Source organism: Anaeromyxobacter sp. SG17, assembly GCF_022690695.1.
Lineage (GTDB): Bacteria > Myxococcota > Myxococcia > Myxococcales > Anaeromyxobacteraceae > Anaeromyxobacter > Anaeromyxobacter soli.
Genome location: NZ_JALCYX010000043.1, coordinates 15,148 through 37,452 on the forward strand (window position 1 = coordinate 15,148; position 22,305 = coordinate 37,452).

A 22,305-nucleotide genomic window follows, 5' to 3' on the forward strand; every position below is an offset into this window, starting at 1 on the left:
CCGGCCGTTCGGGCGCACGATTCCTCCCCAACGCAGGGAGGACACGGTGCATCAGCCGAACACGGTCGGGCAGGGGTCGTACTCTTCGGGTCAGGTCTTCGCGACGATCGGCATCCTCGTCGCCCTCGCGATCATCGTGCCCATCGCGGGCATCCTGATGATTCCAGGCGTGCTGCTCGGCGCCATCGGCCGCACGGTCGTCGATGCCGCGGCCGCGCTTCGCGCCCAGGGCGGGCGCGAGCGCGCGGCGGACGGAGCGACCCCGGCGGCCCGGACGCTCGGCGCCGCGTATCCGTCTCCGTGACCGTTCGTGAGGTCCCCGCGGGCGGTGGCGGCTCGACGCCGCACCGCCCGCGCCGAACGGTCGCCGATGTAAGCACCTCGCGGCCCTGCGCGCGGGCTGTGGGAGTGACGCGCGCGGATCGATCGGTACACTGATCCTCATCCGTGCAAGGAGTGACGAGGCATACCGGCTCGCATCGGCTCACCCTGCGATCCGGGCGTCGCTGGCTCGCCTTGCTCGGCGCCGCGATGTGGGCGGCGGCGGCGTCCGCGCAGGAGGCCGAAGGGGATGCTCCCGTCGCGGAGAGCCAGCTCGAGGATTTGCTGGAGAGCACCTCGCGGTCGCAGCCGTCGCCGACGCACCGTTACACGGACGCGGATCTGGCGCCCTACTTCGGCTCAGGCGAGCTCGCCGAGGCCAAGGCGCTCTTCGACCGGGGCCGCCACGCGCGAGCGCGGGCGATGCTGCGCGGAGAGCAGCCGCCGGTGCGCTACCTGCGCGCGCTGGCCGCGCTGGCCGACGATCCCGCCGCGGCGGCGGCGGAGCTTCGCGCGCTCGCCGACGACTACCCGCGGATGCGGGACCACTGCCTCTTCCACGCGGCGCGCGCCCTGGAGCGGCTGCGGAAGCGCCGCGCCGCGGCCGACGTCTACGCGCAGGTGAGCCCCGGCTCGACGCTCTTCGCCGAGGCGCGGCTGGGCCGGTCGCGCGTGCTCGAGCGTGGGCTGGAGCTCGACGGAGCGCTCGAGGCGCTGCTCCCGCTGCGCGAGCTGCCGGCCATCCCTCGCCACGACGGCGTCCGGCGGAAGGCGCTGCTCGCCTCGGCGCGGTTGTGCCAGAAGAAGGGCGACTACCGCTGCGAGCACCGCGCCATGCTCGAGCTCTGGGCGACGAGCCCCCTCTCGCCCGAGGCGAAGGTCGTCTGGGAGCGCCTGAAGGAGCTCCCCGTCCCGAACCGGTGGCGGCTGCGGCGCGCCGAGTCGTTCCTCGCGTTCCACGACAACGTCGAGGCCCTGCGGCTGGCGCGGCAGGTGAAGGCCCCGCTGCCGGACGAGGACGCCTGCAGCGCGTCGTTCGTGATCGGCAACGCGCTCCGGAAGGAGCGGCAGCACCGCAAGGCCGCCGCCGCGCTCGCACCGATGGTCGAGGCGTGCAAGGGCTCCGAGCTCCGCCCCCAGGCGATGTACGTGCTGGGCTACTCGCAGTCGGTGTGCGGGCAGGACGCGGTGCGCACCTACGAGGCGCTGGCGCGCGAGTACCCCGATCACCCGTTCGCCGACGACGCGCTGTTCTTCGCCGCCGAGCTCGAGCTGCGCGGCGGGAGGCGCGCTGCCGCCCTGGCGCGGCTCGAGCAGGTCGCCGTTCGGTACCCCACCGGCAACTTCGCCGCCGAGGCGCTCTTCCAGCTCGCGTGGCAGCACCGCACCGCCGGCGCCCACGCCGAGGCGCTGGCCGCGCTCGACCGGCTGGACCGCCTGCCCGGCCTCGGACGCGACCAGCGGCTCCGCTCTCGCTACTGGCGGGCCCGGACGCTCGCGGAGAAGGGCGACGCCTCGGCCGCGCGAGCCTTCGCCGCGCTCGCCTCGGATCATCCGACGGAGTGGTACGGGCTGCTCGCCCGCGGGCGACTCCCCCAGGACGTGGTGCAGACGGCCTCCTTCTCCGCCGCCTCGTCCGGCGGGGCGGCTCCCGTCTGGCCGCTGGAGGCCGGTCCTCTCGGCGACGACCCGAGGTTCCTCGCCGGCGTCGAGCTCCTGCGGATGCAGCTGCCGGAGGCCACGGCCGAGCTGCTCGCCCTCGATCGACGCAACCTGCCCGAGGACGCGGCGCGCCTCCTCGTGGAGGCCTTGCAGCGAAGCGGGAGCGCGAACGCCGCGGCCCTCGTCGCTCGCACCACGCTCGGGCCCGCGCTGAAAGGCGGGGTGGACGACCGCACCGCGGACGTCTGGCGCGCGACGTATCCGCTGCCGTTCCGGGACATGGTCGAGCAGTGGGCGAAGGCCTCGAGCCTCGATCCGGACCTGCTGCAGGCCTTGATGCGCGAGGAGAGCCGCTTCAATCCCTCGGCTCGCTCGACGACGGGGGCGCTCGGCCTCACGCAGCTCATGCCGCGAACCGCCCGGGACGTCGCGCGGGGGCTGAAGCTCGGCCGCGTGAACCCGCGCATGCTCCACCGTCCTGGACTCAACATCCGGCTCGGGGCCGCGTACCTCGCGGAGCTGCTCGCGGAGTTCGAGGGCTCGACCGCGCGGGCGGTGGCGGCGTACAACGCCGGCCCGGTCGCGGTGTGGCGGTGGGTGCGGGCGAGCCCCGACGAGGAGCTCGACGCGTGGGTCGAGCGGATTCCCATCTCGGAGACGCGCGACTACGTGAAGCGTGTCCTCGGGAGCTACGGGGCGTACCGCCTCGTCTATGGCAGGTCGCGCGGCCCCCAGAACGATCGCGCGGCAGCGCCGCCGCACTGAAGGCGCTCGGCTCGCGGGGGAGCCCGTCCGTGAGGGCGACCCCGGTCAGGGCCAGTCCAGAGTCATGCCGGTGCGCGGCAGCCGGTGAGCGAACGCTTTCCGACGCGATTGAATGGCCGCGTGGACTCCTCGCGCGCACGTTCCCTACCTGCCGAGCCGCACTTCTTTCTCGGAGGTCTCGAAACCATGCGCGTGGCCAAGGATGACGTGGAGGTGAAGCTGCAGGTCCCCGGTGCCGTTCTCCGCCAGAGGACGGACATGGGCGACGCGACGGGGCTGGGCAGGATCAGCGGGGAGTACTTCTCGCTCGCGGCCGGGGTGGACACGACGGCCCTCTTCCAGGGGCTCGAGGGCAACCTCTGCCAGTGCCCGCACTGGGGCTACGTGCTGCGCGGCGAGCTGACCACCACCGACGCGGCTGGAAAGCAGGAGACGGTGCGCGAGAACGACCTGTTCTACTGGCCCGCCGGACACAACGTGAAGGTCACGGTCGACGCCGAGCTCATCATGTTCAGCCCGCAGCGCGAGCACACGCACGTGATCGATCACATGCGGAAGAAGGTTGGAAGCTAGCCCGCACGGTCGCGCGACGCCGCGGACCGCAGGGCAACCTCGAGGAGAGATCGCGGGGGCACGCCCGCGAGGCCGTAGAGGCGTCAACCGACGCCGACGCCCGGGGGTGTTTGGGGATCGACGTCCACGCCGTCCACGAGCACCGTGGGTGAGCCGCGGAACCCGAGGCGCTCCGCGTCCTCGAGGGTCCGCACGTGGACGATCTCTGTCGACGCCTCCAGCGCGAGGGCGGCGACCACGTCCTGCAGCAGCGCGATCGTCTGCTCGCCGTGACCGCAGCCGGGGCTCATCTGGACCTGGATGGTGATTGCCATCACGACCTCCTCGTCTGCTTCCAGTCGTCGAAGCGCCGGAGCAGCTCCTGCTCCAGGTCGGGGGACAGCTCGGGCACGGGCAGCGCGCCGAGCGCGGCCGCGGTCGCCTTCACCTGCCGGACGTACCGGCGGCAGTCGCGGCACATGCCGATGTGCACGCGGAACCGGAGGCGATCCACGAACGAGAGGTTCCCCTCCGCGTAGTCGGTGACGAGCTCCGTGAGCTCCTTGCAGGTCAGCATGGGCGTCCGCCTCGCATGTACGCCTCGAGCGCCTGCCTCACGCGCGTCCGCGCGCGGTGGAGGAGCACTCGCTGGTTCGTCACGGTGAGCCCGAGGAGATTACAGATCTCCTCCGTCTCGAGACCCTCCTCGTCGCGGAGGACGAGCACGGCGCGCTGCGTGGCCGGCAGCGCCGCCACCGCGACCTCCATCACGCGGCGGGTCTCGGCCTCGAGCGCCAGCCGCTCCGGGGTCTGGTCGGTCCAGCCGACCGGGGGGTCGCGCCAGCGCCCGGCGGCGTCGAAGCGCTCGGGGTCCACGCGCTCCTCGGGACCCGCGTCGGCGAGCGCCGAGAACGGGACGCTCCGGCCTTCCCGGACCGCCCGGCTCCGGGCGCGGTTCGCGAGGATCCGGTAGAGCCAGGTCTTGAACGACGCGCGCTCCTCGAACCCGTCGAGGCCCTCGAGGACGGCCATCCAGGTCTCCTGGACGACCTCCTCCGCCATCGAGCTCTCGCGGGTGAAGAGGCGGGCGAGGCGGAGCAGCCCTCCACCGTGCCGCCGCACGAGCGCGGCGAACGCGCCGCGGTCTCCGGCTCGGATGCGCCGTACCAGCTCGGAATCGTCGAGCTCCGCTGCACGCCCTTCGGCAGCATCGCCCCTGGTGGTCGCGCTCCGCATCGGAGGCGCTCGATGTTGTCGGCTTTCGCGAGGGACCGCCACGGGAAACGACCCCGGACCATCGTGAGCCCCCCGCTCCGCGCCGCTCATGCAGGATGGTCCCGCGAGACGCTCGAACATTACGGCGCCACCGCGAAACCTGGCGGGCCCCGCTCGGCGACGCAGCGCCGTAATCTCGAGCCGCGCTCGAGGACGGATCGTCAAGGGACGCCGATCGCGGGATTCTCCCGCACGGTCGCCTCGGGGAGGTTTCCATGACTCGACTGAACTGGACGCGCGCCATCGTCGGCGGCCTCGGCGCCACCGCCGCGATGACCGCCCTCCTGCTGATGGCCCCGGCCATGGGGCTGCCGCCGATGAACATCGGCGCGATGCTCGGATCGTTCCTGGGCGGGAGCCTCGTCCTGGGCTGGCTCGCGCACTTCGTGATCGGGACGGTGCTCGCCGTGATCTACGCCGCCGGCTTCGTGCACCGCCTGCCGGGCCCCGCGTGGATCCGCGGCGCGGTGTACGGGCTCGTCCCCTGGATCGTGGCGCAGCTCGTGGTGATGCCGATGATGGGCGCGGGGCTGTTCGGCGGCTCGTTCGGTGCCGGATTCGGCAGCCTCATGGGCCACCTCGTCTACGGCGCGGTCCTCGGCGGCGTCTACGGCACGGCGCGGGAGACCCACGCCGTGGGTCACCCCGTGCAGGCGCACGCGTGAGCGGGGAGACGCTTCCGGCGGCCGCGGCGTGATGCGTCGGGAGTCGTTGACGCGTCGGGATGTTCCGACCTATGTTGCGTCCATGCCGCAGACCGACGTCTTCTCGGCGCTCGCGAACCCCGTCCGCCGGAACATCCTGATGCAGCTCCGGAAGGGCCCCCGCGCCGTGAAGGAGCTCGCGCGCGGCTTCGACGTGGGCCGGCCGGCCATCTCGGAGCACCTCCAGGTGCTCCGCAAGGCCCGGCTCGTCCGCGAGGAGCCGCGCGGCCGCGAGCGGTACTACCACCTCGATCCGCGTCCCCTCTCCGAGGTCGACGCCTGGCTCGAGGCGTTCACGCGCTACTGGGATCGGCGGCTGGCGGCCCTCGGCGAAGTCCTCGACAAGGAGAAGACGAGATGAGCACCCCTGGAATCATCCAGCTCGAGCAGCGCTACCCGCATCCGCCGTCTGCGGTCTGGCGCGCCCTCACCGACCCCGAGCTCCACGCGCGGTGGTGGGCCGCCGGCGACGTCCGCCCGGTGGTCGGACACCGCTTCACGCTCGACATGGGGCAGTTCGGGAAGCAGCAGTGCGAGGTGATCGCGGTCGAGCCCGAGCGGCTCTTCAGCTACCGGTTCGCGACGGGCTCACTCGACACGACCATCACGTGGCGCCTCTCCGCCGAGGCGGGGGGCACGCGCCTCTCCCTCACGCATGAGGGGTTCGATCTCGACTCGCCCATGGGCCGCGCAGCGTGGGAAGGGATGAAGGGCGGCTGGCCCGCGGTCCTCGAGCGCCTCGGGGCGGCGCTGGGCGCCTAGCAGGAGCTCGCCACGTCCGCCGCGGGGATCCTGCTCGGCGCGCCCGTCGGTCTCGCTGCCTACACCCTGGGCAGGCGGAACAGCCGGACTCCGAAGGCCGAGCCCGTCAGCGCGAGAACGAGGAGGGGCAGGACATGTCCCAGGAGGACGTGCGACCCCGTCGCCAGCGGGCACCAGAGCTCGACCATCACCGCCGCCCAGGCGCCGGCCACGGACCCGAGGGCGGCGCCGGCCGTCCCGGGGTGCCGCGGCTCCACGCGCCGGCTGGCGTAGGCCAGGGTCGCGAAGGGCCAGGGAGCGGTCAGGGCGGTGAGCGCGAAGCAGCGCCAGCCGATGCGGGTGAACGGATCGGCATAGGTGCCGTGCCAGAGCACCAGCCAGGCCCCGACCAGCAGCGGCACGCCGATGGCGACGGCCAGCAGCAGTCCGCGCGGCGGCGAGAGCATCGAGCGCCGCGAGGGGAGGACGAGCCACGTGGAGGCGAGGGCCACCGCGACGGTGCCGGCCAGGATCCAGGCTCCGCTCGAGGCCGGCCGTCCAGCGGCGTGAGCCAGCCCCGCGACCTCGCCGAAGAGGGGCGGGACCCACAGCAACACGCCGGACATGGCCACGGCGGCGAAGGCGGCGAGCCCGATGGTGAACGGGAGCGTATCCGTCCGGCGCGGCACCGGGCGCTGCCTGACCGCCTCCAGGACGCGCATCTTCAGGGACTCGGGGGGCATCATGTCGGCGTTCCTCCCTCGATGTCGCGCGGCGACCGGAGAGCCGGGCGAGTCGTCGACTCCGAGGAGCCATGGAGCCGCCGGGCCTCCTCGCGGAGCGCCGCGGTGGCGCGGTGCGCGCGGATCTTCACCATTCCGCGGGTGATCCCGAGCACCTCGGCCGTCTCTGCCACCGAGAGCCCCTCGAACTTCACGAGCTCGAAGGCCTCGCGCCAGCCTGACGGCAGGGAGGCGAGGTTGCGCTGCGCCTCGGCCGCGACGCGCCGGTGGTGGAGAGCCTCCTCCGGCGACGGGGCCGCCGACGGCTCCTCGGGATCGCGGACGTCGTCGGCCCGCAGCACCTCACGCACCCCGCGGCGGCCGAGGTCGATGAGCAGGCGGCGCGCGATGGCGTAGGCCCAGGGAACGACCGCGGCGCCGCGAACGAAGCGATGGCGGGCAGCGTGGATCTGGAGGAGCGTCTGCTGCACCGCGTCCTCCGCCGCGCTGCGGCTGCGGGTCCATCGCAGGGCGAAGCGGTGAAGGCGTGGCGCCAGCTCGTCGTAGACGTCGCCGAACGCCGCGTCTTCACCACAGGCATACCGCTCCATGGCGCGGTCGGCGCGCGACGCGCCCGCGGCGCCGACGTCGCTTCTGCCGTCCATCATGAGCGCGACCTGTCCCATCACTGCCTGCATGGACGCCTCGTCGCACGCAATACGCACACGGGCTCCTCCGGTTACAGGCGGGACGCGAGGCGGCGCGGCACCCGTCATCCGTTCGGGCTGCGGTAGCAGCAGTAGACGGCACGGCCGGGGACGCGGGCGACCCCGCCGTGCGAACGGACGCCATCAGCGGAATCGAGCCGCCGGCCGACCGGCTGAAATCAGCAGGTCCCGCCCGTAGTGCCGGGCGCTCGACCACGGCCCGCCGTGTACCTCGTCGCCGTGTTGCCTTCCCGTCACGCGGCTTCACCCATGACCGGGCGACTGATCTCGAGCGCCTTCATCCGCGACTTGAACGTCGACGGGCTGACGTCGAGGAGCGCCGCGGCGCCACCCACCCCGCCCACCCGCCACCCGGTCCGCTCCAGCGCCGCGATCATGTTCTCCCGCTCGAGCTGGCGCAGGCGCCGCGCCGTGAGGATCTCACCGTCGACGCGCCGGGCCCCGAGCGGTCCCACGGACACCGTCGCGAACGGGAGGGCGGGCGTGGGGAGCACGCGGTCGAGGTGCAGCAGCCCGTCCGATGAGGTGATGATCGCGCGCTCGACCGCGTTCCGCAGCTCGCGGACGTTCCCGGGCCACGAGTATCCCCGCAGCGCCGCGGCGTCGGCGGGACCGGGCGGCGCAACCTCCCTGCCGAGGCGACGGGCGAGGCTCTCCGCCATGGCCGTGGCGAGCAGCACGACGTCATCGCCGCGCTCGCGCAGCGGCGGGAGCCTGAGCGGGAACACGCTCAGGCGGTAGAACAGGTCCTCGCGGAACTCGCCGCGGCGCACCCCCTGCTGCACGTCACGGTTCGTCGCGGCGATCACGCGCACGTCGACCTTCCGCGTTCGAGATCCGCCGACGGGCTCGAACTCACCCTCCTGCAGGACGCGCAGGAGCTTCCCCTGGAGCTCGAGCGGCAGCTCGCCGATCTCGTCGAGGAAGATCGTCCCCCCGTCGGCCAGGGCAAACCGGCCCTCGCGCCGCTGCGTCGCCCCGGTGAACGCGCCGCGCTCGTGCCCGAAGAGCTCACTCTCGATGAGCGTGGCCGGCATCGCCGCGCAGTTCACCTTGACGAGCGGCCGATCCCGGCGGCGACTCCGATCGTGGATCGCCCGCGCGAAGAGCTCCTTCCCGGTGCCGGTCTCGCCCAGGAGGAGCACCGTCGCGTCGGTGGCCGCGACCTGCGCCACGCTCTGCAGCGCGCGCCTCAGCGCGGGGCTCCGCCCCACGATGGCGTCGTTCGCGTCCGTGATCTCCACCCGGGGGTCTGCCTGATCCGTGAAGACTTGCATTCGGTCCTCGCTGAGCGCGTTACGGACCGGGCTCGCTCTGGTTACAGCCCCGCTGCGCGAGGGAAGCGATCGGGCGCCCGCTGCAGCGGCGGGCAGGCGTGAGCACCCTCGACGGCGGAGGCCCCACGACCTGGTTCGCGAACGCCGCCGGGCGCGTCGACTGCGACGGAGGCGGGCTCACCTTCAGTGCGCCCTCATGTCCCGCGGCCGTTCATGGGGTCCTGCCGCGCTTGCCGTACTCCTTGTCCAGATAGAGCGCAGCGCCGGGCCGGTCGCCGACCATGCGGAGCTTCTCGACGATCTCCTCGGCTCGCGCCTCCTCCTCGACCTGCTCCGAGACGAACCACTGCAGGAAGACCTGCGCGGCGGTGTCCCGCTCCTGGCTCGCGGTGGCGTGGAGCTCGTGCACCAACGCCGAGATCTTCCGCTCGTGCTCGAGGACCTTCTCGAACACGTCGTTCACGGTCGTCCACGCAGGAGGGGGGGCGTCGAGGGCGGCCAGCCGTGCCTCGCCCCCGCGCAGCAGGAGGAAGTCGAGGCTCCTGCGCGCGTGCGACAGCTCCTCGTCGTGCTGGACGCGGAGCCATCTCGCGAACCCCTTCCACGTGTTCGCTTCGCACCAGGCGGACATCGCGAGGTAGAGGTACGCCGAGTACATTTCCGCGTGGACGTGCCGGTTCAAAGCTTCCTGCATCTTCGGGCCGATCATCACGAGCCTCCTCCGCAGAGGAGGTACCCATAACCGCCGCGCGGCGGGAGGACATGCGCGAGAATTCGCTGGCCGGCTGGGCGCGCGCGAAAGGGGTGGGATGCATCACCGCGCGTCTGGATAGACGTACACCCGTACGAGCGCGTCCTTCACCCGCTGGTCGGCGTCGTACGCGTACTTCGCCCCGAGCCGCTCGGCCACGCGCACCGCGGCCGCGTTCCCGGCGAGGATATGGCTCGTGACGCCTCGAGCGCCGACGACCTCGTGCGCGTAGCGCAGCGACCGCGCGGCCACTTCGCTGGCGTAGCCCTTCCCCCACGCGGAGGGGACGAGCGCGTACCCCACCTCGACGTCCGTCCAGGGCTCGAACCGCGTGAGGCCGGCGCGACCGACGAACGCGCCCGTGGCGCGCTCCTCCACGGCCCACGGACCGTAGCCGCGGAGATACCAGTGGCCCATGAAGGCGCACAGGGTGCGGAACGCCGCGGCGCGATCCTGGACCTCGCCGATGTACCGCATGACCGTGGGGTCCGCGTTCATCGCGGCGTGCGCGTCGAGGTCGCCTTCGCGAAACGGCCGCAGGATGAGGCGCTCCGTCGTGAGCGTCGGAATGTCCATGCTTGCACCTCGCCGGCGGGCGGCCGCTGCTCCCCGCTCTGAATCTCATCGCAGACCGCTCGCGGCTTGTCATCATGTCGGCCGCTACGCGCGCCGCCGCCCTCCTGTCGGCGGGGGGGTCGAGACCTTCCACTTTCCACTTGTCCGACGCTCATTCGGCGCAGGACGAAGCGGTCGCCTGTGCGTGATCGGCGACGGGCCCGCTCGTCAGCGGAAGTTCCTCGCCGGGCCCTTCAGGATCCCCACCACGGCCGTGATGGTGTTCCAGTTCCGCGTCGTCACCGTCGCCCCGAGCAGCCTGTCGAGCTGGCCGAGATAGCCGATCGTCTTCATGTGACGGCGGTAGAGCCCGAAGACGAAGCGTTTCCTCGACGCGATCACGCGCAACGACCACTCGCCGTCCGCCGGAAGAGCGAACGGAATCGAGGCCCGGACGCGGCGAGGTTTCGAGAGGATGCTCACGAATCGTACGACGTCGGCGCGTGCCGGCTCGGCTTCGAACGGATTCTCCGTCTCGAAGCGGATGAGCTCGCGCCCGTCGCAGAGGACGACCTCCGCCTCGAAGGGCAGCTTCCGGAGCAGGTCGGCGCGGAACCTGGCGCGGGATCCGGGCTTGCGAACGACGAACGTGCCCGCCGCGCCCACGTTCACGACGTCGTACTTGCTCAGCGCTCTCGCGAGGAGGCTCGGGCGGAACGTCCTGTAGCCGCCGACATTGACCCCTCGAAGGAAGACGACCAGCGCCATCGAAAGGTCATAAAGAGAGGGGTCAGGACCTTCCACTTTCCACTTGTCGAAGGCTCATCCGGCAGCGAGATGACGGGGTCGTCCCGCTCCGCGCCCGCATCTGACCTGTGGGTCGCTCGCTCCGGGGACGATCTCGAGTTCTTCCTGGCGAATGGTGCGCGGCGCTCTCTGGCGGAGGCGCAGCGATCACCTGCGGGGCGAGGTCAGGGCAGCATGACCTTGCGGATGAGCCCGCCCTCGACCTCGTAACGCACCCACCCCACGTCCCACGGATCGGGCTTGTCGGGGGCGCGACCCGTGATGATCTCGTGGTCGAGGACGATCCGGTCTGCCTCGGTCTTCCGCTCCACGACGCGAGCCCTGTTCTGCGGGTGCTTCGCGAAGAGGTCGCGGTAGCGCTCGCGCAGCGATGCCTTGCCCGCCGAGAGCGTCCTGCCTTCGGCGGCGCTCTCCACGGCCGCGTCGTCCGCATAGGTCGCGAGGAACGCCTCGAGGTCCTGGGCGTTGTACGCGTCGAGCTGCATCTGCACGACCTCCACGGCCGTGCGCGGGAGGATCTCGTCGGGGCGGAGGGCACGCCCGTCCTTCACGACCAGCGCGATGCGGCTCGTGTTGCGGATGTCGGCGAGCGGGCTCGCCTCGAGCACGACGAGGTCGGCGAGCTTGCCGGGCTCGATGGCGCCGAGGTCTGCGAACCGGCTCACGACGCGCGAGGCGCTCCCCGTGCAGGCCGCGAGCGCCTCCGCCGGCGTGAGCCCTGCCTGGACGAGCAGCTCGAGCTCCCGGTGGATCGCCGGACCGTGGAACGTCCCGGGGTTCCCGGCGTCGCTGCCCGCGACGACCAGGACACCGGCGTCGCGCTCGCGCCGGATGTTCTCGAGCTGGTACGGCCCGAACGGCCCGCGCTCACGGGCGCGCGCCACGAGGTCGGGGGGAAGCTCGACGGGGTCGAGGAGTGTCGCGACGATGAACGGATCGGCGATCTCCACCTCGGCGCGTGAGAGGCGAGGCGCGCGCGTGAGGAACTCGTAGTATCCCTCGCCGACGACGGCGGTCGTCACCCACGGCACGCGTCGGTCGCGCGCGAGCGCCAGGATCGCGTCGTCGAGCGGCGCGTCGCGTACGCCGTGCACGAGGACGTCGGCGCCGGCGAGGAGCGCCAGGCGCGCCGTCTCCAGCTCGGTCGCGTGGACCGCGACGCGCGCACCCGCCGCGTGGGCCTCGTCGATGGCCGCCTGCGCGACGGCGCGCCACGTTTCGGGCGTGGCGCCCTTCGGCACGAGCCACCACAGCTTCACGAGGTCCGGCTGACGTCGGAGCTGCGCCCGGACCGCGCGTCGTGCGCCATCCGGATCCGTCACCTGGACCATCGGCGGATCGTCCAGCGCGAGCTGGGGGCGTGCGACGCTCGACAGGAGCGGGCCGGCGACCGCCACGCGCGGGGCAAGCGGCGACCTCGCGGCGCGCTCGCGTACCTCGAAGTTCCACTCCGGCCCCCCCATGTCCACGACTGCCGTCACGCCGCTCCGCAGGTACCGGCGGAACACATCGTCGATCTTCGCCCGGATCGCGGCCCGCTCCTGCGCGTACGGCACCCGGGCCGTGAGGTCGACGCCGTCGGGCCGTGTGTAGATGCTGCCCGACTGGAAGAAGTGGACGTGCGCGTCGATGAGGCCAGGGATGACCCACCGATCAGGCCCGCCGACCACCTCGGCGTGCGGGGGCGCCGCCACGTCCGATGCCGAACCGACGCGCACGATCCGGTTCCCCTCGATCACGACGACGCCGTCGTCGATCGCCGTCCCGTCGGGGAGGATGACGTGGCCGCGCACGACCAGCGCGTGATCGCGTCCCGGCGCGGCCGACTCCGTGACCTTCGCGCCGGCCCCGGCCGACGGCCGGGCCGAGCGACAGGCGGCGAGCGCGAGGAGCGCGAGGAGGAGGAGTCTGCGCCGGGCCCGAGCGAAGCGCATGCCGCATTCCTTACGGGGCGACCGGACGCGCGCAACGACGGTGGGGTTCCGCCGATCGGCGGACACGGAACCTGCGCCGACGACCTCAGCGCGCTGATCTCCTGGGTTGCCGGCTCGCCGCGCGAGGTCGAGCACGTGCGCGCGCGTCCTCACGGACAGGCGCTTCGACGCTTCCGCCTCACCCTCCGGATGACGCGGCTCCCTCGGAGTGTACGTGCGATGCCGTCTACCCGAGCGCCTTCTTGATCTTCGCGACGTCGGACGCCGCGTAGTAGTTGCACGGCCCCTTCTTCGCGGCCGGCTTCAGCTTCAGCGCCACGATGGCGTTCTTGACCTTCGCGTCGGAGACCTTCAGCTGGACGGCGATCTTGGAGGCGGTGAGCAGCTCGGGCGCGGTGGGCATGCGCGAATCATACACGCGGCTCGGGCGCAGGCGATGCCGACGGGGGGTCGAGACCTCCGCCGCCATCGCACGAGCAACGGCTTCCGACTCACCTGAGCAATGGGCCGGCTTCCCGAGCCGAAACGGCGCGTCAGGGAGCCCTAAGACGGCGAGTGCACCGCGGTCGCGGCGGAGGTCTCGCCCGGCGCCCACTCGCCGGCGGTTCGGCCCCGCTCCCCATCGAGCGCCGCGGTCCGGAGCTTCATCATCAGCGGGATGGTCGTCAGGGCTCCGACCGCGAGGAGCGCCCAGCCCGCGCCCTCGCGCACGCCTCCTCTGAGCCTCCTGGACAGGAGAAGCCCGATCCCGGCGCCCAGCACGACGCGCGTTCCAGCGATCAAGATCATGTCCGGTACCGAGACGATCCTCTGCCTCATGGCGTCCTCCCTCTGCCCATCTTCGTGCGCTCGCCCGTGCGCGGGGACGCGTTCGCAGATGTTGCGGGCGCACCGCCGTACGCCGGGACGCCGAGCCGTTGCCTGCCTCGCGGGCATGGCCGCGCACGAGTCACGTCGTCAAACCTAGTCCGCTGAGCTCGGTCCCGCCCCGAGTTACGCCGCGGCGTCGGAACGTTGAACTGGGAGATCGGTCCGCCGTCGGCCACGGCTCGAACCGCGCTAGAGCGTCCCCGCGATCGCCCGCGCCGCCGCGGCCGGATCGCCGCCCTCGCGCAGCGGGCGCCCGATGACGAGCACGTCCGCGCCGGCGCGCACGGCCTCCGCGGGCGTCGCGACGCGAGCCTGATCGCCCCTCGCCGCGCCCGCGGGACGGACGCCGGGGATGACGAGGAGCGGGCCAGGCCCGACGGCGGCGCGCACCGCGGCCACCTCGTGCGGCGAGCAGACGAGGCCGCCCGCGCCCGCGCCCACCGCGAGCTTCGCGAGCCGCACCACCGCGTCCTCGGGCGGGCCGGCGAGGCCGATGGCGGCGAGCGCCGCCGCGTCGAGGCTCGTGAGCACGGTCACTGCGAGCACGCGCACGCCCGGGCCGGCGCCGCGCACCGCGGCGCGGACCATCTCGGCGCCGCCGGAGGCGTGCACGGTGAGGAGCGACGCGCCGCTCGCCGCCGCGGAGCGCGCGGCGCCCTCGACGGTGTTCGGGATGTCGTGGAGCTTCAGGTCGAGGAACACCGGCTTCCCGAGCGCCGCCGCGGCGCGCACGACCGGCGGGCCCTCGGCGACGAACAGCTCGAGGCCGACCTTGAGCATGCCGACCTCCGGCGCGACCGCGCGTGCGAACGGCTCGGCGGCGGACCAGGACGGGAAGTCGACGGCGGCGCAGATGCGATCCTTCGGCTGCATGCTGTTGGCTCCTCCCTGTGCGAACGTTCCCGACGGCTCCTCGAGCCGTGCCCACTCGTGGCTCGAGGGGCGTGCAGTCCGCTCGCCGAGCGCCCGCCGAGGGACGAGCGGCGAGGGCCCACCCCTCCGAACCGGCGCTACCCCTTCCCCACCTGCATCCGCCCCACCTCGCGCAAGAGCGCCTCGGCCCGCTCGCGCGGCAGCCGGCTCTTCGCCTCGAACAGCGCGAACGCGAGCAGCTCGTCGAGCGCCTCGAGCGCGCGCGCCCGCGCCGCCGCGCCGCGGAACGCGCCGGCGGCGCTCACGTTGCCGAGCACCTGGCCGACGTCCACGCCGCCGTCCTCGGCGACGCGCACGCCCTCGAACGGCGCGCGGCGCTTCTCGGGGAGCTGCTCGAGGTAGCCGTTGAGCCGGGCGGTGGCGTCGGGCGTGGCCGCGACGAGCGCGGCGTGCACGCGCAGGAAGATGCGCCGGTACGTCTCGAAGGGACCGCTCGCGCGCGCGGGCGCGGCGGGCTCGGGAGGCGCGATCTCGATCGTGACCTCCGGCTCGCCCGGCCCGGGCGTCGTGGCCGCGCGCGCCGCCTCGACCTCCTCGAGCCGCTTCATCCCGGCGAGGAGGAGCTCGCGCGTGCGCTCCGGGAGCTTCACCGCGGTGGCGTCGTCCACCGGGCCCTCCAGGAAGGCGAACTCGCCGGTCGTCTCCACGAACGCGCCGAGGACGATCTCGCGGACCTGGCGCGTCACGCCCTCGTAGAGCTGCCCCGCGCCGAGCGCGCCCTCGTCCACGAGCACCTGCCCGAGCGGGCGCCCGCCGCGCGCGAGCCGCGCGCAGCGCTCGAGCTCCTCGTCCGGGACGAGCCCTTCGCGCCTGAGCACCGCGCCGAGGCGATCGGCGGGATCGCTCGACGACGCGAACACCACCTGCCCGTCGCGGAAGTAGATGCTCTTGCGGCGCAGCCGGTCGGGGGCGTCGGGGGCGGCGCGCGACGCGTCCTCGCCGAACGCGAGGAGGAGCACGCCCGTCTTGAGCGAGGTGAACACGAACTGGATCACCTCGGGCACGGTGAGCGCGCCGAGCGAGCCCGCGAACCAGGCGCGCGGCGCGTCCGCGCGGGCCGGCACGAGCAGCGCGAACGCCCCGCGCGCGGAGACGAGGTCCACCTCTCCGCCGCCGCCGAGCCCGAGCGCCTCCGCCTCGCGCGGAGGCACGAGGACCTCGCCTTCGCGCCCGACCGTGAGCCGCGCGCGCATGACCGGCCTAGCCCCCGGCCCGCACGCGCTCCACGGCGCGGCGCGCCACCTCGCCCACGGGCACGAGCTCCACGGCCTTGTCGCCGCGGAGCTTCCACTCGACCTTGCCCTCGGCGAGGCCCTTCTTGCCCACCGCGATCCGGAGCGGGATGCCGACGAGGTCGGCGTCCTTGAACTTCACGCCGGCGCGCTCCTCGCGGTCGTCGTGGAGCACCTCGAGGCCCGCGTCCGAGAGCGCCTTCACGATCTCGTCCGCGGCCTGCTTCAGCTCCGGCTCCGGCCCGAGGGTGAGCACCGTCGCCTGGAAGGGCGCGATGGAGAGCGGCCAGCGGATGCCGTTCTCGTCGTGGTGCAGCTCGATCGCCGCGGCCATGATCCGCTCCACGCCGATGCCGTAGCTGCCCATCACGATGGGCACCGCCTTGCCGTCCGCGTCGAGCACGGTCGCCTTCATCGACTCGGAGTACTTGGTGCCGAGCTTGAAGATGTGGCCGATCTCGAGCGCCTTGAACACGTCGAGCGTGCCGTCGCAGCGGGGACAGCCCTCGCCCGCGCGCACCGTGCGGAGCTCCGCGAGCTTCGCGTGCGGGCCGGTCAGCACGTCGCGGCGCACGTCCACGCCGCGCAGGTGGAAGCCGTCCTCGTTCGCGCCGGTGACCATGTCCCTGCGGTCGGCGAGCGAGGGATCCACGAACACGTGGACCTTCGAGAAGCCGACCGCGCCGAGCGAGCCGGCGCGGGCGCCCATGAGCGGCGGGATCTCCTCGGCGTGCGCCGGGCGGAGCACCTGCGCGCCGGTGGCGGTCTGGAGCTTCGCCTCGTTGAGCTCCTGGTCGCCGCGCACCACCGCCACGACGAGCTTCTCGTCGCCGACGTACACGAGCGTCTTGAGCTGGCGGGTCGCCGCCACGCCGTACGGCGGCGACGCGAGCGACTCGATCGTCACCACGCCCGGCGTCGCGAACTTCTCCGGCTTCGGGAGCCCGGCGCCGTCCTGCTCGGCCGGGAGGCGCGAGGTGGCGGTCTCGGTGTTGGCCGCGTAGCGGCACTTGGGGCAGGCGGCGACGAGGTCCTCGCCGGCCTCGGTGCGGACCATGAACTCGGAGGACTCGCTGCCGCCCATCGCGCCGGAGTGCGCCTGCACCGCCACGAAGTCGAGACCGCAGCGGGTGAAGATCCGCTCGTACGCGCGCCGCTGGTCCTCGTAGCTCTTGTCGAGCCCGGCGCGGTCCACGTCGAACGAGTAGGCATCCTTCATGGTGAACTGGCGGACGCGGAGCAGCCCGGACTTCGGGCGCGGCTCGTCACGGAACTTGGTCTGGATCTGGTACCAGACCTGCGGGAGCTGGCGGTACGAGCGCAGCTCGTCGCGGGCGATGGCGGTGAAGATCTCCTCGTGCGTCATGCCGAGGCAGTAGTCGCCGCCCTTCCGGTCCTTGAGCCGGAACATGTTGTCGCCCATGACCTCCCAGCGGCCCGACTCCTTCCAGATCTCGGCGGGGTGGAGCGCCGGCAGGAAGAACTCCTGGCCGCCGATCGCGTCCATCTCCTCGCGGACGATGGCCTCGATCTTGGTGAGCGTGCGCTTCGCGAGCGGGAGGTAGTCGTAGATGCCGGCCCCGAGCTGGCGGATGAAGCCGGCGCGGACGAGGAGCTTGTGGCTCGCCACCTGGGCGTCGGCGGGCGCTTCCTTCAGGGTGGGGACGAACGCCTGGCTGAGTCTGACGACGGGCATGGTCCGGGGGTTATACACCGCTCGGCGCTGGCCTCGCAGCGCCTCGCGGCCATCACCGGGCGGCATGATCACGGGGCGCGCGCGGCCGGCTTGGCGTGGGGCGCAGCCCCCGTCAGCCCTGAGTCCGGCTCGAGGCGATCGCGATCGCCTCGGCGACCACCGCGTCCTCCAGCTCCTCCGCCTTCATCCGCTTCACGATCTTGCCCTCGCGGAAGAGGAGCCCGACGCCGTTGTGGCCGTAGGCGACGCCGACGTCGGCGGCGGCCGCCTCGCCCGGCCCGTTCACCTCGCAGCCCATCACCGCGACCGCCACCTCGCCCTTCAAGGTGCCGAGCCGCTTCTCGACGCGCTCGGCGATGGGGATCATGTCGACCGAGCAGCGGCCGCAGGTCGGGCAGGAGGTCATCGTCGCGCCGCCGAACTTGAGGCCGAGCGACTTGAGCAGCAGGCGCGCGACGCGCACCTCCTCGACCGGATCGGCGGTGAGCGAGACGCGGATGGTGTCGCCGATCCCCTCGCCGAGCAGGATGCCGAGCCCGGCGGCGCTCTTCACCGTGCCGGCGAGGAGCGTCCCCGCCTCGGTCACGCCGAGGTGGAGCGGGTACTCGAAGCGCTGCGAGAAGAGCCGGTTCGCCTGCACCGTCATGGCGACGTCGTGCGCCTTCAGCGAGACCTTGATCTCCCGGTAGCCCTCGTCCTCGAGGAAGCGGATGTGCCGCTCGGCGCTCTCGACCATGCCCTCCGCGGTGGGCCAGCCGTGCTTCTCGACGATGTCCTTCTCGAGCGAGCCCGCGTTCACGCCGATGCGGATGGGCACGAGCCGCTCGCGCGCAGCCTTCACCACCTCGCGCACGCGCTCGCGCGCGCCGATGTTGCCGGGGTTGAGGCGGATGCCGTGCATGCCCGCCTCGATCGCGGCGAGGGCGAGGCGGTAGTCGAAGTGGATGTCGGCGACGAGCGGCACCGGCGAGGCGCGCACGATCGCGGCGAGCGACCCCGCCGCGTCCTTGTCCGGCACGGCGAGGCGGACCACGTCCGCGCCCGCCTCGGCGAGCGCGCGGATCTGGGCGAGCGTCGCCGCGGCGTCGGCGGTCTGGGTGGTCGTCATCGACTGGACGGCGATGGGGGCGCCGCCGCCGATGGCCACGTTGCCCACCCGGATGCCCCGCGTCCTCCGCCGCTCGCCGAGCGTCGCCGCCGCACCCTGCCCGTATCCGCCCATGCCTGGAGGTCCTCTCTCTCCGCCCCGAAAAGGCGAGGCGGCCGGCCCTCTATCTAGGGCACGGCCGCCTGCGGTGCAAACCGAGCCGTCGGCTCGACGGGGGGCTACTTCTTGCCCGCGCTCGCCAGCTCCTCGTCGATGATCTTCTTGAACGCGTCCATCGGCTGGGCGCCGCTCAGCATGCGGCCGTTGATGAAGAACGCCGGCGTGCCGGAGACGCCCGCCTCCTCGCCCGCCTTCTTGTGACCCTCGACGATGCTCGCCTTCTCGCCGGAGTCGAGGCACTTGTCGAACTTGGCCTGGTCGAGCTTCAGCTCGCCCGCGTAGCGCTTCAGATCGGGGACGTCGATCTTGTTGCCCGAGCCGAACAGCTTCTCGTGCATGTCCCAGTACTTCCCCTGGTCCTCGGCGCAGTGGGCCGCCTCGGCCGCCTTGGGCGCGCGCGCGTGCATCGGGAGCGGGAAGTCGCGGTACACGAGCCGGATCTTGTCCGGGTAGGCGTCGAGCACCTGCTTCACGGTGCCCTCGGCGCGCACGCAGAACGGGCACTCGAAGTCGGAGAACTCCACGATCGTGACCGGCGCCGCCTGCGGCCCCTTCGCCGGGCCGGTCGCCGCCACCTGGACCTTCGGCGGCTCGTAGGCCGGCAGGAGCACCTCCACCTTCGCGTCCTTCTTGAGCTGCTCGTAGTAGTCGGCGAGGAGCCCCTGCGCCTTCTGGTTCTTGATGAAGCGCACGATCTCCGGCTTCACCTGGTCGAACGGCGGGAGCTGCTGGCCGCCGGCCTTGGCGCGGTCGTACAGCGCGCGGGCCTCCTCGTCGGAGGGCTCGGCCACCTTCGCGCCGATCTCCTTCTGGACCATCTCCTCCGGCGTGACGTTCTGGGCCTTCGCCTTCTCCTCGACGATGCGCTTGCGGATCATCGCCTCGAGCGCCTGGCGGCGGAGCTGGTACTTCTGCTCCTGGTACTGCTGCTCGAGCTGGGAGAGGTCACGCTTCACGAGCTCGTCGAGCTCGCCGGCGGTGATCGTCTGGCTGCCGATCTTGGCGACGGGCGCGCTCGGGTCCTGCTTCTGCGCCTGACCGTTCGACGCCTGCTGCGCCGGGCGGGGTGACTGGCACGCCGCGAGCGCGAGCGCGAGCGCGGCGACGACGAGGTGACGGCTCTTCATGGGGCGGAGCTCCGGAGGAGATAGGCTTTCGGGGGTACTCTTGAACCGGGGAGATTCGGTCAAAATGCCGAGGAGGTCAACGCATTTGCCCGCCGCCGAGCGCGACGTCTGGGACCCCGATCGCTACGCGCGCTTCGCCGACGAGCGGCGCGCGCCGTTCCTCGATCTGCTCGCGCTCGTCGAGCCGCGCCCCGCCATGCGCGTGGTCGATCTCGGCTGCGGCACGGGCGAGCTCACGCGCCTCGCGCACGAGCGGCTCCGCGCGCGCGAGACGGTGGGCGTGGACGCGTCCGCCGCGATGCTCGCCCGCGCGGCGACGCACGCGGGCGGCGGCCTCGCCTTCCGGCAGGGAGATCTCGCTGCGGTGGACGACGGGCCGTACGACCTCGTCCTCTCGAACGCGGCGCTCCACTGGACCCCGGACCACGAGGCGCTCCTCCCCCGGCTCGCGGCGCTGCTCGCGCCCGGCGGGCAGCTCGCGCTGCAGATCCCCGCGAACGAGGAGCACCCGTCGCACGCGATCGCCCGCGCGGTCGCGCGCGAGCCGGACCTCGCCGCGTCGCTCGGCGGCTTCGTGCGCGAGAGCCCGGTGCTCGCGCCCGAGGCCTACGCGCAGCTCCTCTGGCGGCTCGGGCTCGAGGCCCGGCGCGTGCGGGTGGAGATCTACGGCCACCCGCTGCCCGAGCCGGGCGCGGTGGTCGACTGGGTGCGCGGGACGCTGCTCACCGACTACGAGCGGCGCCTCCCACCCGAGGCGTACGCGCGCTTCCTCGAGCGCTACCGGGCGCGCCTCCTCGAGGCGCTCGGCGACGCGCGGCCCTTCCTCTACACGTACCGGCGCGTCTTCCTCTGGGCGCGGCGCTCGGCCGCGCCCTGACGCGTGGCGCGGGCTGCCCCGCGCACAGAACCTTCCCCATGACACCCGGGCTCTCAGGGGATAAACAACCGTCCGCCCAAGCGAGGGAACCCATGGCTCAGCACGAGAGGCTCGTCATCATCGGCAGCGGACCGGCCGGCTACACGGCCGCCCTCTACGCCGCGCGCGCCAACCTGAACCCGCTCCTCTTCGAGGGGATGCAGCCTGGCGGGCAGCTCACCATCACGAGCGAGGTCGAGAACTTCCCCGGGTTCCCCGAGGGCATCCTCGGGCCCGAGCTCATGGAGCTCCTGAAGAAGCAGGCGGAGCGCTTCGGCACGCGCTTCGAGATGGGCGAGGTGACGCGCGTGGATCTCTCGCGGCGCCCGTTCCAGCTCTGGCAGGACGACCGGCTCTTCACCGCGGACGCGGTGGTGATCGCCACCGGCGCGACCGCGAAGTGGCTGCAGATCCCCTCCGAGAAGGCGTACCAGGGCCGCGGCGTCTCGGCGTGCGCGACCTGCGACGGCTTCTTCTTCCGCGGCGTGGAGGTCGCGGTCGTCGGCGGCGGCGACACCGCCATGGAGGAGGCCATCTTCCTCACGAAGTACGCGACGAAGGTCCACGTGATCCACCGCCGCGGCGAGCTGCGCGCCTCCAAGATCATGCAGGACCGCGCGCTGAAGAACCCGAAGATCGAGCTCGTGCTCGACACCGTCATCGACGAGATCCTGGGCGACGCCAAGGCGGTCACGGGCGTCCGCCTGCGCTCCACGAAGGACGGCTCGACGCGCGAGCTGCCGCTGAAGGGCGTCTTCATGGGGATCGGGCACGAGCCGAACACCCAGATCTTCCGCGGCCAGCTCGCCATGAACGACGTCGGCTACCTCGAGGTGAAGAGCCCCTCGACGGCGACGAGCGTGAAGGGCGTGTTCGCGGCCGGCGACGTCGCCGATCCGAGCTACCGCCAGGCGATCAGCGCGGCCGGGTCGGGCTGCATGGCCGCCATCGACGCGGAGCGGTTCCTCGGCGAGCACGCGACGGAGAACTGGGACTGAACCGATGAAGATGATCGACGTCGGCGCGAAGCCGAAGACGGAGCGCGTCGCGGTCGCGCGCGGGTTCGTGGCGATGTCCGCCGAGACGGTCGCGCGCGTCGAGCGCGGCGACGTCGAGAAGGGCGACGTGCTCGCCGCGGCGCGGCTCGCCGGCGTCATGGCCGCGAAGAAGACGCCGGAGCTCGTGCCGCTCTGCCACCCGATCGCCCTCTCCGCCGTGGACGTCGAGGCGGAGCCGGGGCCGCGCGGCGTCGCCGTCTCGGCGACCGTGCGCACGGTGGACCGCACCGGGGTCGAGATGGAGGCGCTCGCGGCCGTCGCCGCCGCGTGCCTCACCATCTACGACATGCTGAAGCGGTACGAGAAGGGCATGCGCATCGAGGGGCTGGAGCTCGTCGAGAAGAAGGGCGGCCGGAGCGGCCACTGGCGCCGCGACGCCGGCGCCGCCGCTGCCCCTGCGCCCACGCCGGCA

General features: G+C 72.7%; 26 protein-coding genes. 9 read left to right on the forward strand and 17 right to left on the reverse strand.

Translation table 11 applies throughout. The features are described from left to right. Window positions 1–46 precede the first annotated feature (46 nt). The 3 genes from MNY60_RS15450 to MNY60_RS15460 all read left to right on the forward strand — a co-directional run bounded on the left by MNY60_RS15450 (window position 47) and on the right by MNY60_RS15460 (window position 3,321). Window positions 47–304, forward strand: coding sequence for a hypothetical protein (locus tag MNY60_RS15450; RefSeq protein WP_242338846.1), 258 nt, complete (start codon window positions 47–49; stop codon window positions 302–304). 212 nt (window positions 305–516) lie between these two features. After that, the gene (locus MNY60_RS15455; RefSeq protein WP_242361047.1) at window positions 517–2,748 is read left to right on the forward strand and encodes a transglycosylase SLT domain-containing protein; all 2,232 of its coding nucleotides are present in this window, start codon (window positions 517–519) and stop codon (window positions 2,746–2,748) included. 186 nt (window positions 2,749–2,934) lie between these two features. Beyond that, window positions 2,935–3,321, forward strand: coding sequence for a hypothetical protein (locus MNY60_RS15460; protein ID WP_242361049.1), 387 nt, complete (start codon window positions 2,935–2,937; stop codon window positions 3,319–3,321). Between the two features lie 83 nt (window positions 3,322–3,404). Here the strand turns inward: MNY60_RS15460 and MNY60_RS15465 are convergent, their stop codons facing one another. From MNY60_RS15465 to MNY60_RS15475, 3 genes are read right to left on the reverse strand one after another with little or no spacing between them, the layout of a single operon-like run. Continuing rightward, the gene (locus MNY60_RS15465) at window positions 3,405–3,635 is read right to left on the reverse strand and encodes a thioredoxin family protein (RefSeq protein ID WP_242361051.1); all 231 of its coding nucleotides are present in this window, start codon (window positions 3,633–3,635) and stop codon (window positions 3,405–3,407) included. Beyond that, window positions 3,635–3,877 carry an anti-sigma factor gene (locus MNY60_RS15470; RefSeq protein ID WP_242338838.1) on the reverse strand — a complete coding sequence of 81 codons (243 nt, stop codon included), beginning with the start codon at window positions 3,875–3,877 and terminating at the stop codon, window positions 3,635–3,637. Before MNY60_RS15470 ends, MNY60_RS15465 begins: the two co-directional genes overlap by 1 nt. Beyond that, window positions 3,871–4,656: a sigma-70 family RNA polymerase sigma factor gene (locus tag MNY60_RS15475; protein ID WP_308197133.1), complete on the reverse strand. Its 786-nt coding sequence runs from the start codon at window positions 4,654–4,656 to the stop codon at window positions 3,871–3,873. Before MNY60_RS15475 ends, MNY60_RS15470 begins: the two co-directional genes overlap by 7 nt. 134 nt (window positions 4,657–4,790) lie before the next feature. On the opposite strand from MNY60_RS15475, the gene MNY60_RS15480 reads away from it, so the two are divergent. The 3 genes from MNY60_RS15480 (at window position 4,791) to MNY60_RS15490 (ending at window position 6,041) form a co-directional block, all read left to right on the forward strand. Further along, complete coding sequence (locus tag MNY60_RS15480) at window positions 4,791–5,240, forward strand: DUF1440 domain-containing protein (RefSeq protein ID WP_242361055.1); 450 nt, start codon at window positions 4,791–4,793, stop codon at window positions 5,238–5,240. A gap of 82 nt (window positions 5,241–5,322) precedes the next feature. Beyond that, the gene (locus tag MNY60_RS15485) at window positions 5,323–5,640 is read left to right on the forward strand and encodes a helix-turn-helix transcriptional regulator (RefSeq protein ID WP_242338830.1); all 318 of its coding nucleotides are present in this window, start codon (window positions 5,323–5,325) and stop codon (window positions 5,638–5,640) included. Beyond that, on the forward strand, window positions 5,637–6,041 hold the full coding sequence (locus MNY60_RS15490) for an SRPBCC domain-containing protein (protein ID WP_242361056.1): 405 nt from the start codon (window positions 5,637–5,639) through the stop codon (window positions 6,039–6,041). The genes MNY60_RS15485 and MNY60_RS15490 overlap by 4 nt, the downstream gene beginning before the upstream one ends. Before the next feature lie 59 nt (window positions 6,042–6,100). Here the strand turns inward: MNY60_RS15490 and MNY60_RS15495 are convergent, their stop codons facing one another. The 14 genes from MNY60_RS15495 to MNY60_RS15560 all read right to left on the reverse strand — a co-directional run bounded on the left by MNY60_RS15495 (window position 6,101) and on the right by MNY60_RS15560 (window position 19,919). Then, window positions 6,101–6,766 carry an NrsF family protein gene (locus MNY60_RS15495; protein ID WP_242361058.1) on the reverse strand — a complete coding sequence of 222 codons (666 nt, stop codon included), beginning with the start codon at window positions 6,764–6,766 and terminating at the stop codon, window positions 6,101–6,103. Next, window positions 6,763–7,440, reverse strand: a complete 678-nt coding sequence (locus MNY60_RS15500; RefSeq protein ID WP_242361060.1) for an RNA polymerase sigma factor — start codon at window positions 7,438–7,440, stop codon at window positions 6,763–6,765. The genes MNY60_RS15495 and MNY60_RS15500 overlap by 4 nt, the downstream gene beginning before the upstream one ends. A gap of 263 nt (window positions 7,441–7,703) precedes the next feature. Further along, complete coding sequence (locus MNY60_RS15505; RefSeq protein ID WP_277957036.1) at window positions 7,704–8,747, reverse strand: sigma-54-dependent Fis family transcriptional regulator; 1,044 nt, start codon at window positions 8,745–8,747, stop codon at window positions 7,704–7,706. Between the two features lie 211 nt (window positions 8,748–8,958). After that, window positions 8,959–9,456: a ferritin gene (locus tag MNY60_RS15510; protein ID WP_242361062.1), complete on the reverse strand. Its 498-nt coding sequence runs from the start codon at window positions 9,454–9,456 to the stop codon at window positions 8,959–8,961. A 105-nt stretch (window positions 9,457–9,561) separates the two neighbouring features. Next, a complete protein-coding gene (locus tag MNY60_RS15515; RefSeq protein ID WP_242361064.1) occupies window positions 9,562–10,074 on the reverse strand; it encodes a GNAT family N-acetyltransferase in 513 nt (170 codons plus the stop codon). A 207-nt stretch (window positions 10,075–10,281) separates the two neighbouring features. Then, window positions 10,282–10,821: a DUF1697 domain-containing protein gene (locus MNY60_RS15520; protein ID WP_242361066.1), complete on the reverse strand. Its 540-nt coding sequence runs from the start codon at window positions 10,819–10,821 to the stop codon at window positions 10,282–10,284. Window positions 10,822–11,024: 203 nt separating this feature from the next. Then, entirely contained in the window at window positions 11,025–12,794 is a 1,770-nt protein-coding gene (locus tag MNY60_RS15525) for an amidohydrolase family protein (RefSeq protein ID WP_242361068.1), read from the reverse strand. A 226-nt stretch (window positions 12,795–13,020) separates the two neighbouring features. Continuing rightward, a complete protein-coding gene (locus MNY60_RS15530; protein ID WP_242338814.1) occupies window positions 13,021–13,197 on the reverse strand; it encodes a hypothetical protein in 177 nt (58 codons plus the stop codon). Between the two features lie 140 nt (window positions 13,198–13,337). After that, a complete protein-coding gene (locus tag MNY60_RS15535) occupies window positions 13,338–13,613 on the reverse strand; it encodes a hypothetical protein (protein ID WP_242338812.1) in 276 nt (91 codons plus the stop codon). A gap of 240 nt (window positions 13,614–13,853) precedes the next feature. Beyond that, the gene (gene pyrF / locus MNY60_RS15540; RefSeq protein WP_242338810.1) at window positions 13,854–14,537 is read right to left on the reverse strand and encodes an orotidine-5'-phosphate decarboxylase; all 684 of its coding nucleotides are present in this window, start codon (window positions 14,535–14,537) and stop codon (window positions 13,854–13,856) included. Between the two features lie 137 nt (window positions 14,538–14,674). Then, window positions 14,675–15,790 (reverse strand): DUF4388 domain-containing protein, encoded by a 1,116-nt coding sequence (locus MNY60_RS15545; RefSeq protein WP_242338808.1) that lies wholly within the window; start codon window positions 15,788–15,790, stop codon window positions 14,675–14,677. 7 nt (window positions 15,791–15,797) lie between these two features. Beyond that, a complete protein-coding gene (locus tag MNY60_RS15550; RefSeq protein WP_242361070.1) occupies window positions 15,798–17,525 on the reverse strand; it encodes a proline--tRNA ligase in 1,728 nt (575 codons plus the stop codon). Between the two features lie 112 nt (window positions 17,526–17,637). Further along, window positions 17,638–18,747: a flavodoxin-dependent (E)-4-hydroxy-3-methylbut-2-enyl-diphosphate synthase gene (gene ispG, locus MNY60_RS15555; RefSeq protein WP_242355495.1), complete on the reverse strand. Its 1,110-nt coding sequence runs from the start codon at window positions 18,745–18,747 to the stop codon at window positions 17,638–17,640. Window positions 18,748–18,851: 104 nt separating this feature from the next. Beyond that, window positions 18,852–19,919 carry a thioredoxin domain-containing protein gene (locus tag MNY60_RS15560; protein ID WP_242338802.1) on the reverse strand — a complete coding sequence of 356 codons (1,068 nt, stop codon included), beginning with the start codon at window positions 19,917–19,919 and terminating at the stop codon, window positions 18,852–18,854. Between the two features lie 64 nt (window positions 19,920–19,983). On the opposite strand from MNY60_RS15560, the gene MNY60_RS15565 reads away from it, so the two are divergent. The 3 genes from MNY60_RS15565 to moaC form a co-directional block, all read left to right on the forward strand. Then, a complete protein-coding gene (locus MNY60_RS15565; RefSeq protein WP_242338801.1) occupies window positions 19,984–20,796 on the forward strand; it encodes a methyltransferase domain-containing protein in 813 nt (270 codons plus the stop codon). 92 nt (window positions 20,797–20,888) lie between these two features. Then, complete coding sequence (gene trxB, locus MNY60_RS15570) at window positions 20,889–21,833, forward strand: thioredoxin-disulfide reductase (RefSeq protein WP_242338799.1); 945 nt, start codon at window positions 20,889–20,891, stop codon at window positions 21,831–21,833. 4 nt (window positions 21,834–21,837) lie between these two features. Beyond that, on the forward strand, window positions 21,838–22,305 hold a 468-nt coding region (gene moaC / locus MNY60_RS15575), incomplete at its 3' end, for a cyclic pyranopterin monophosphate synthase MoaC (protein ID WP_242361072.1).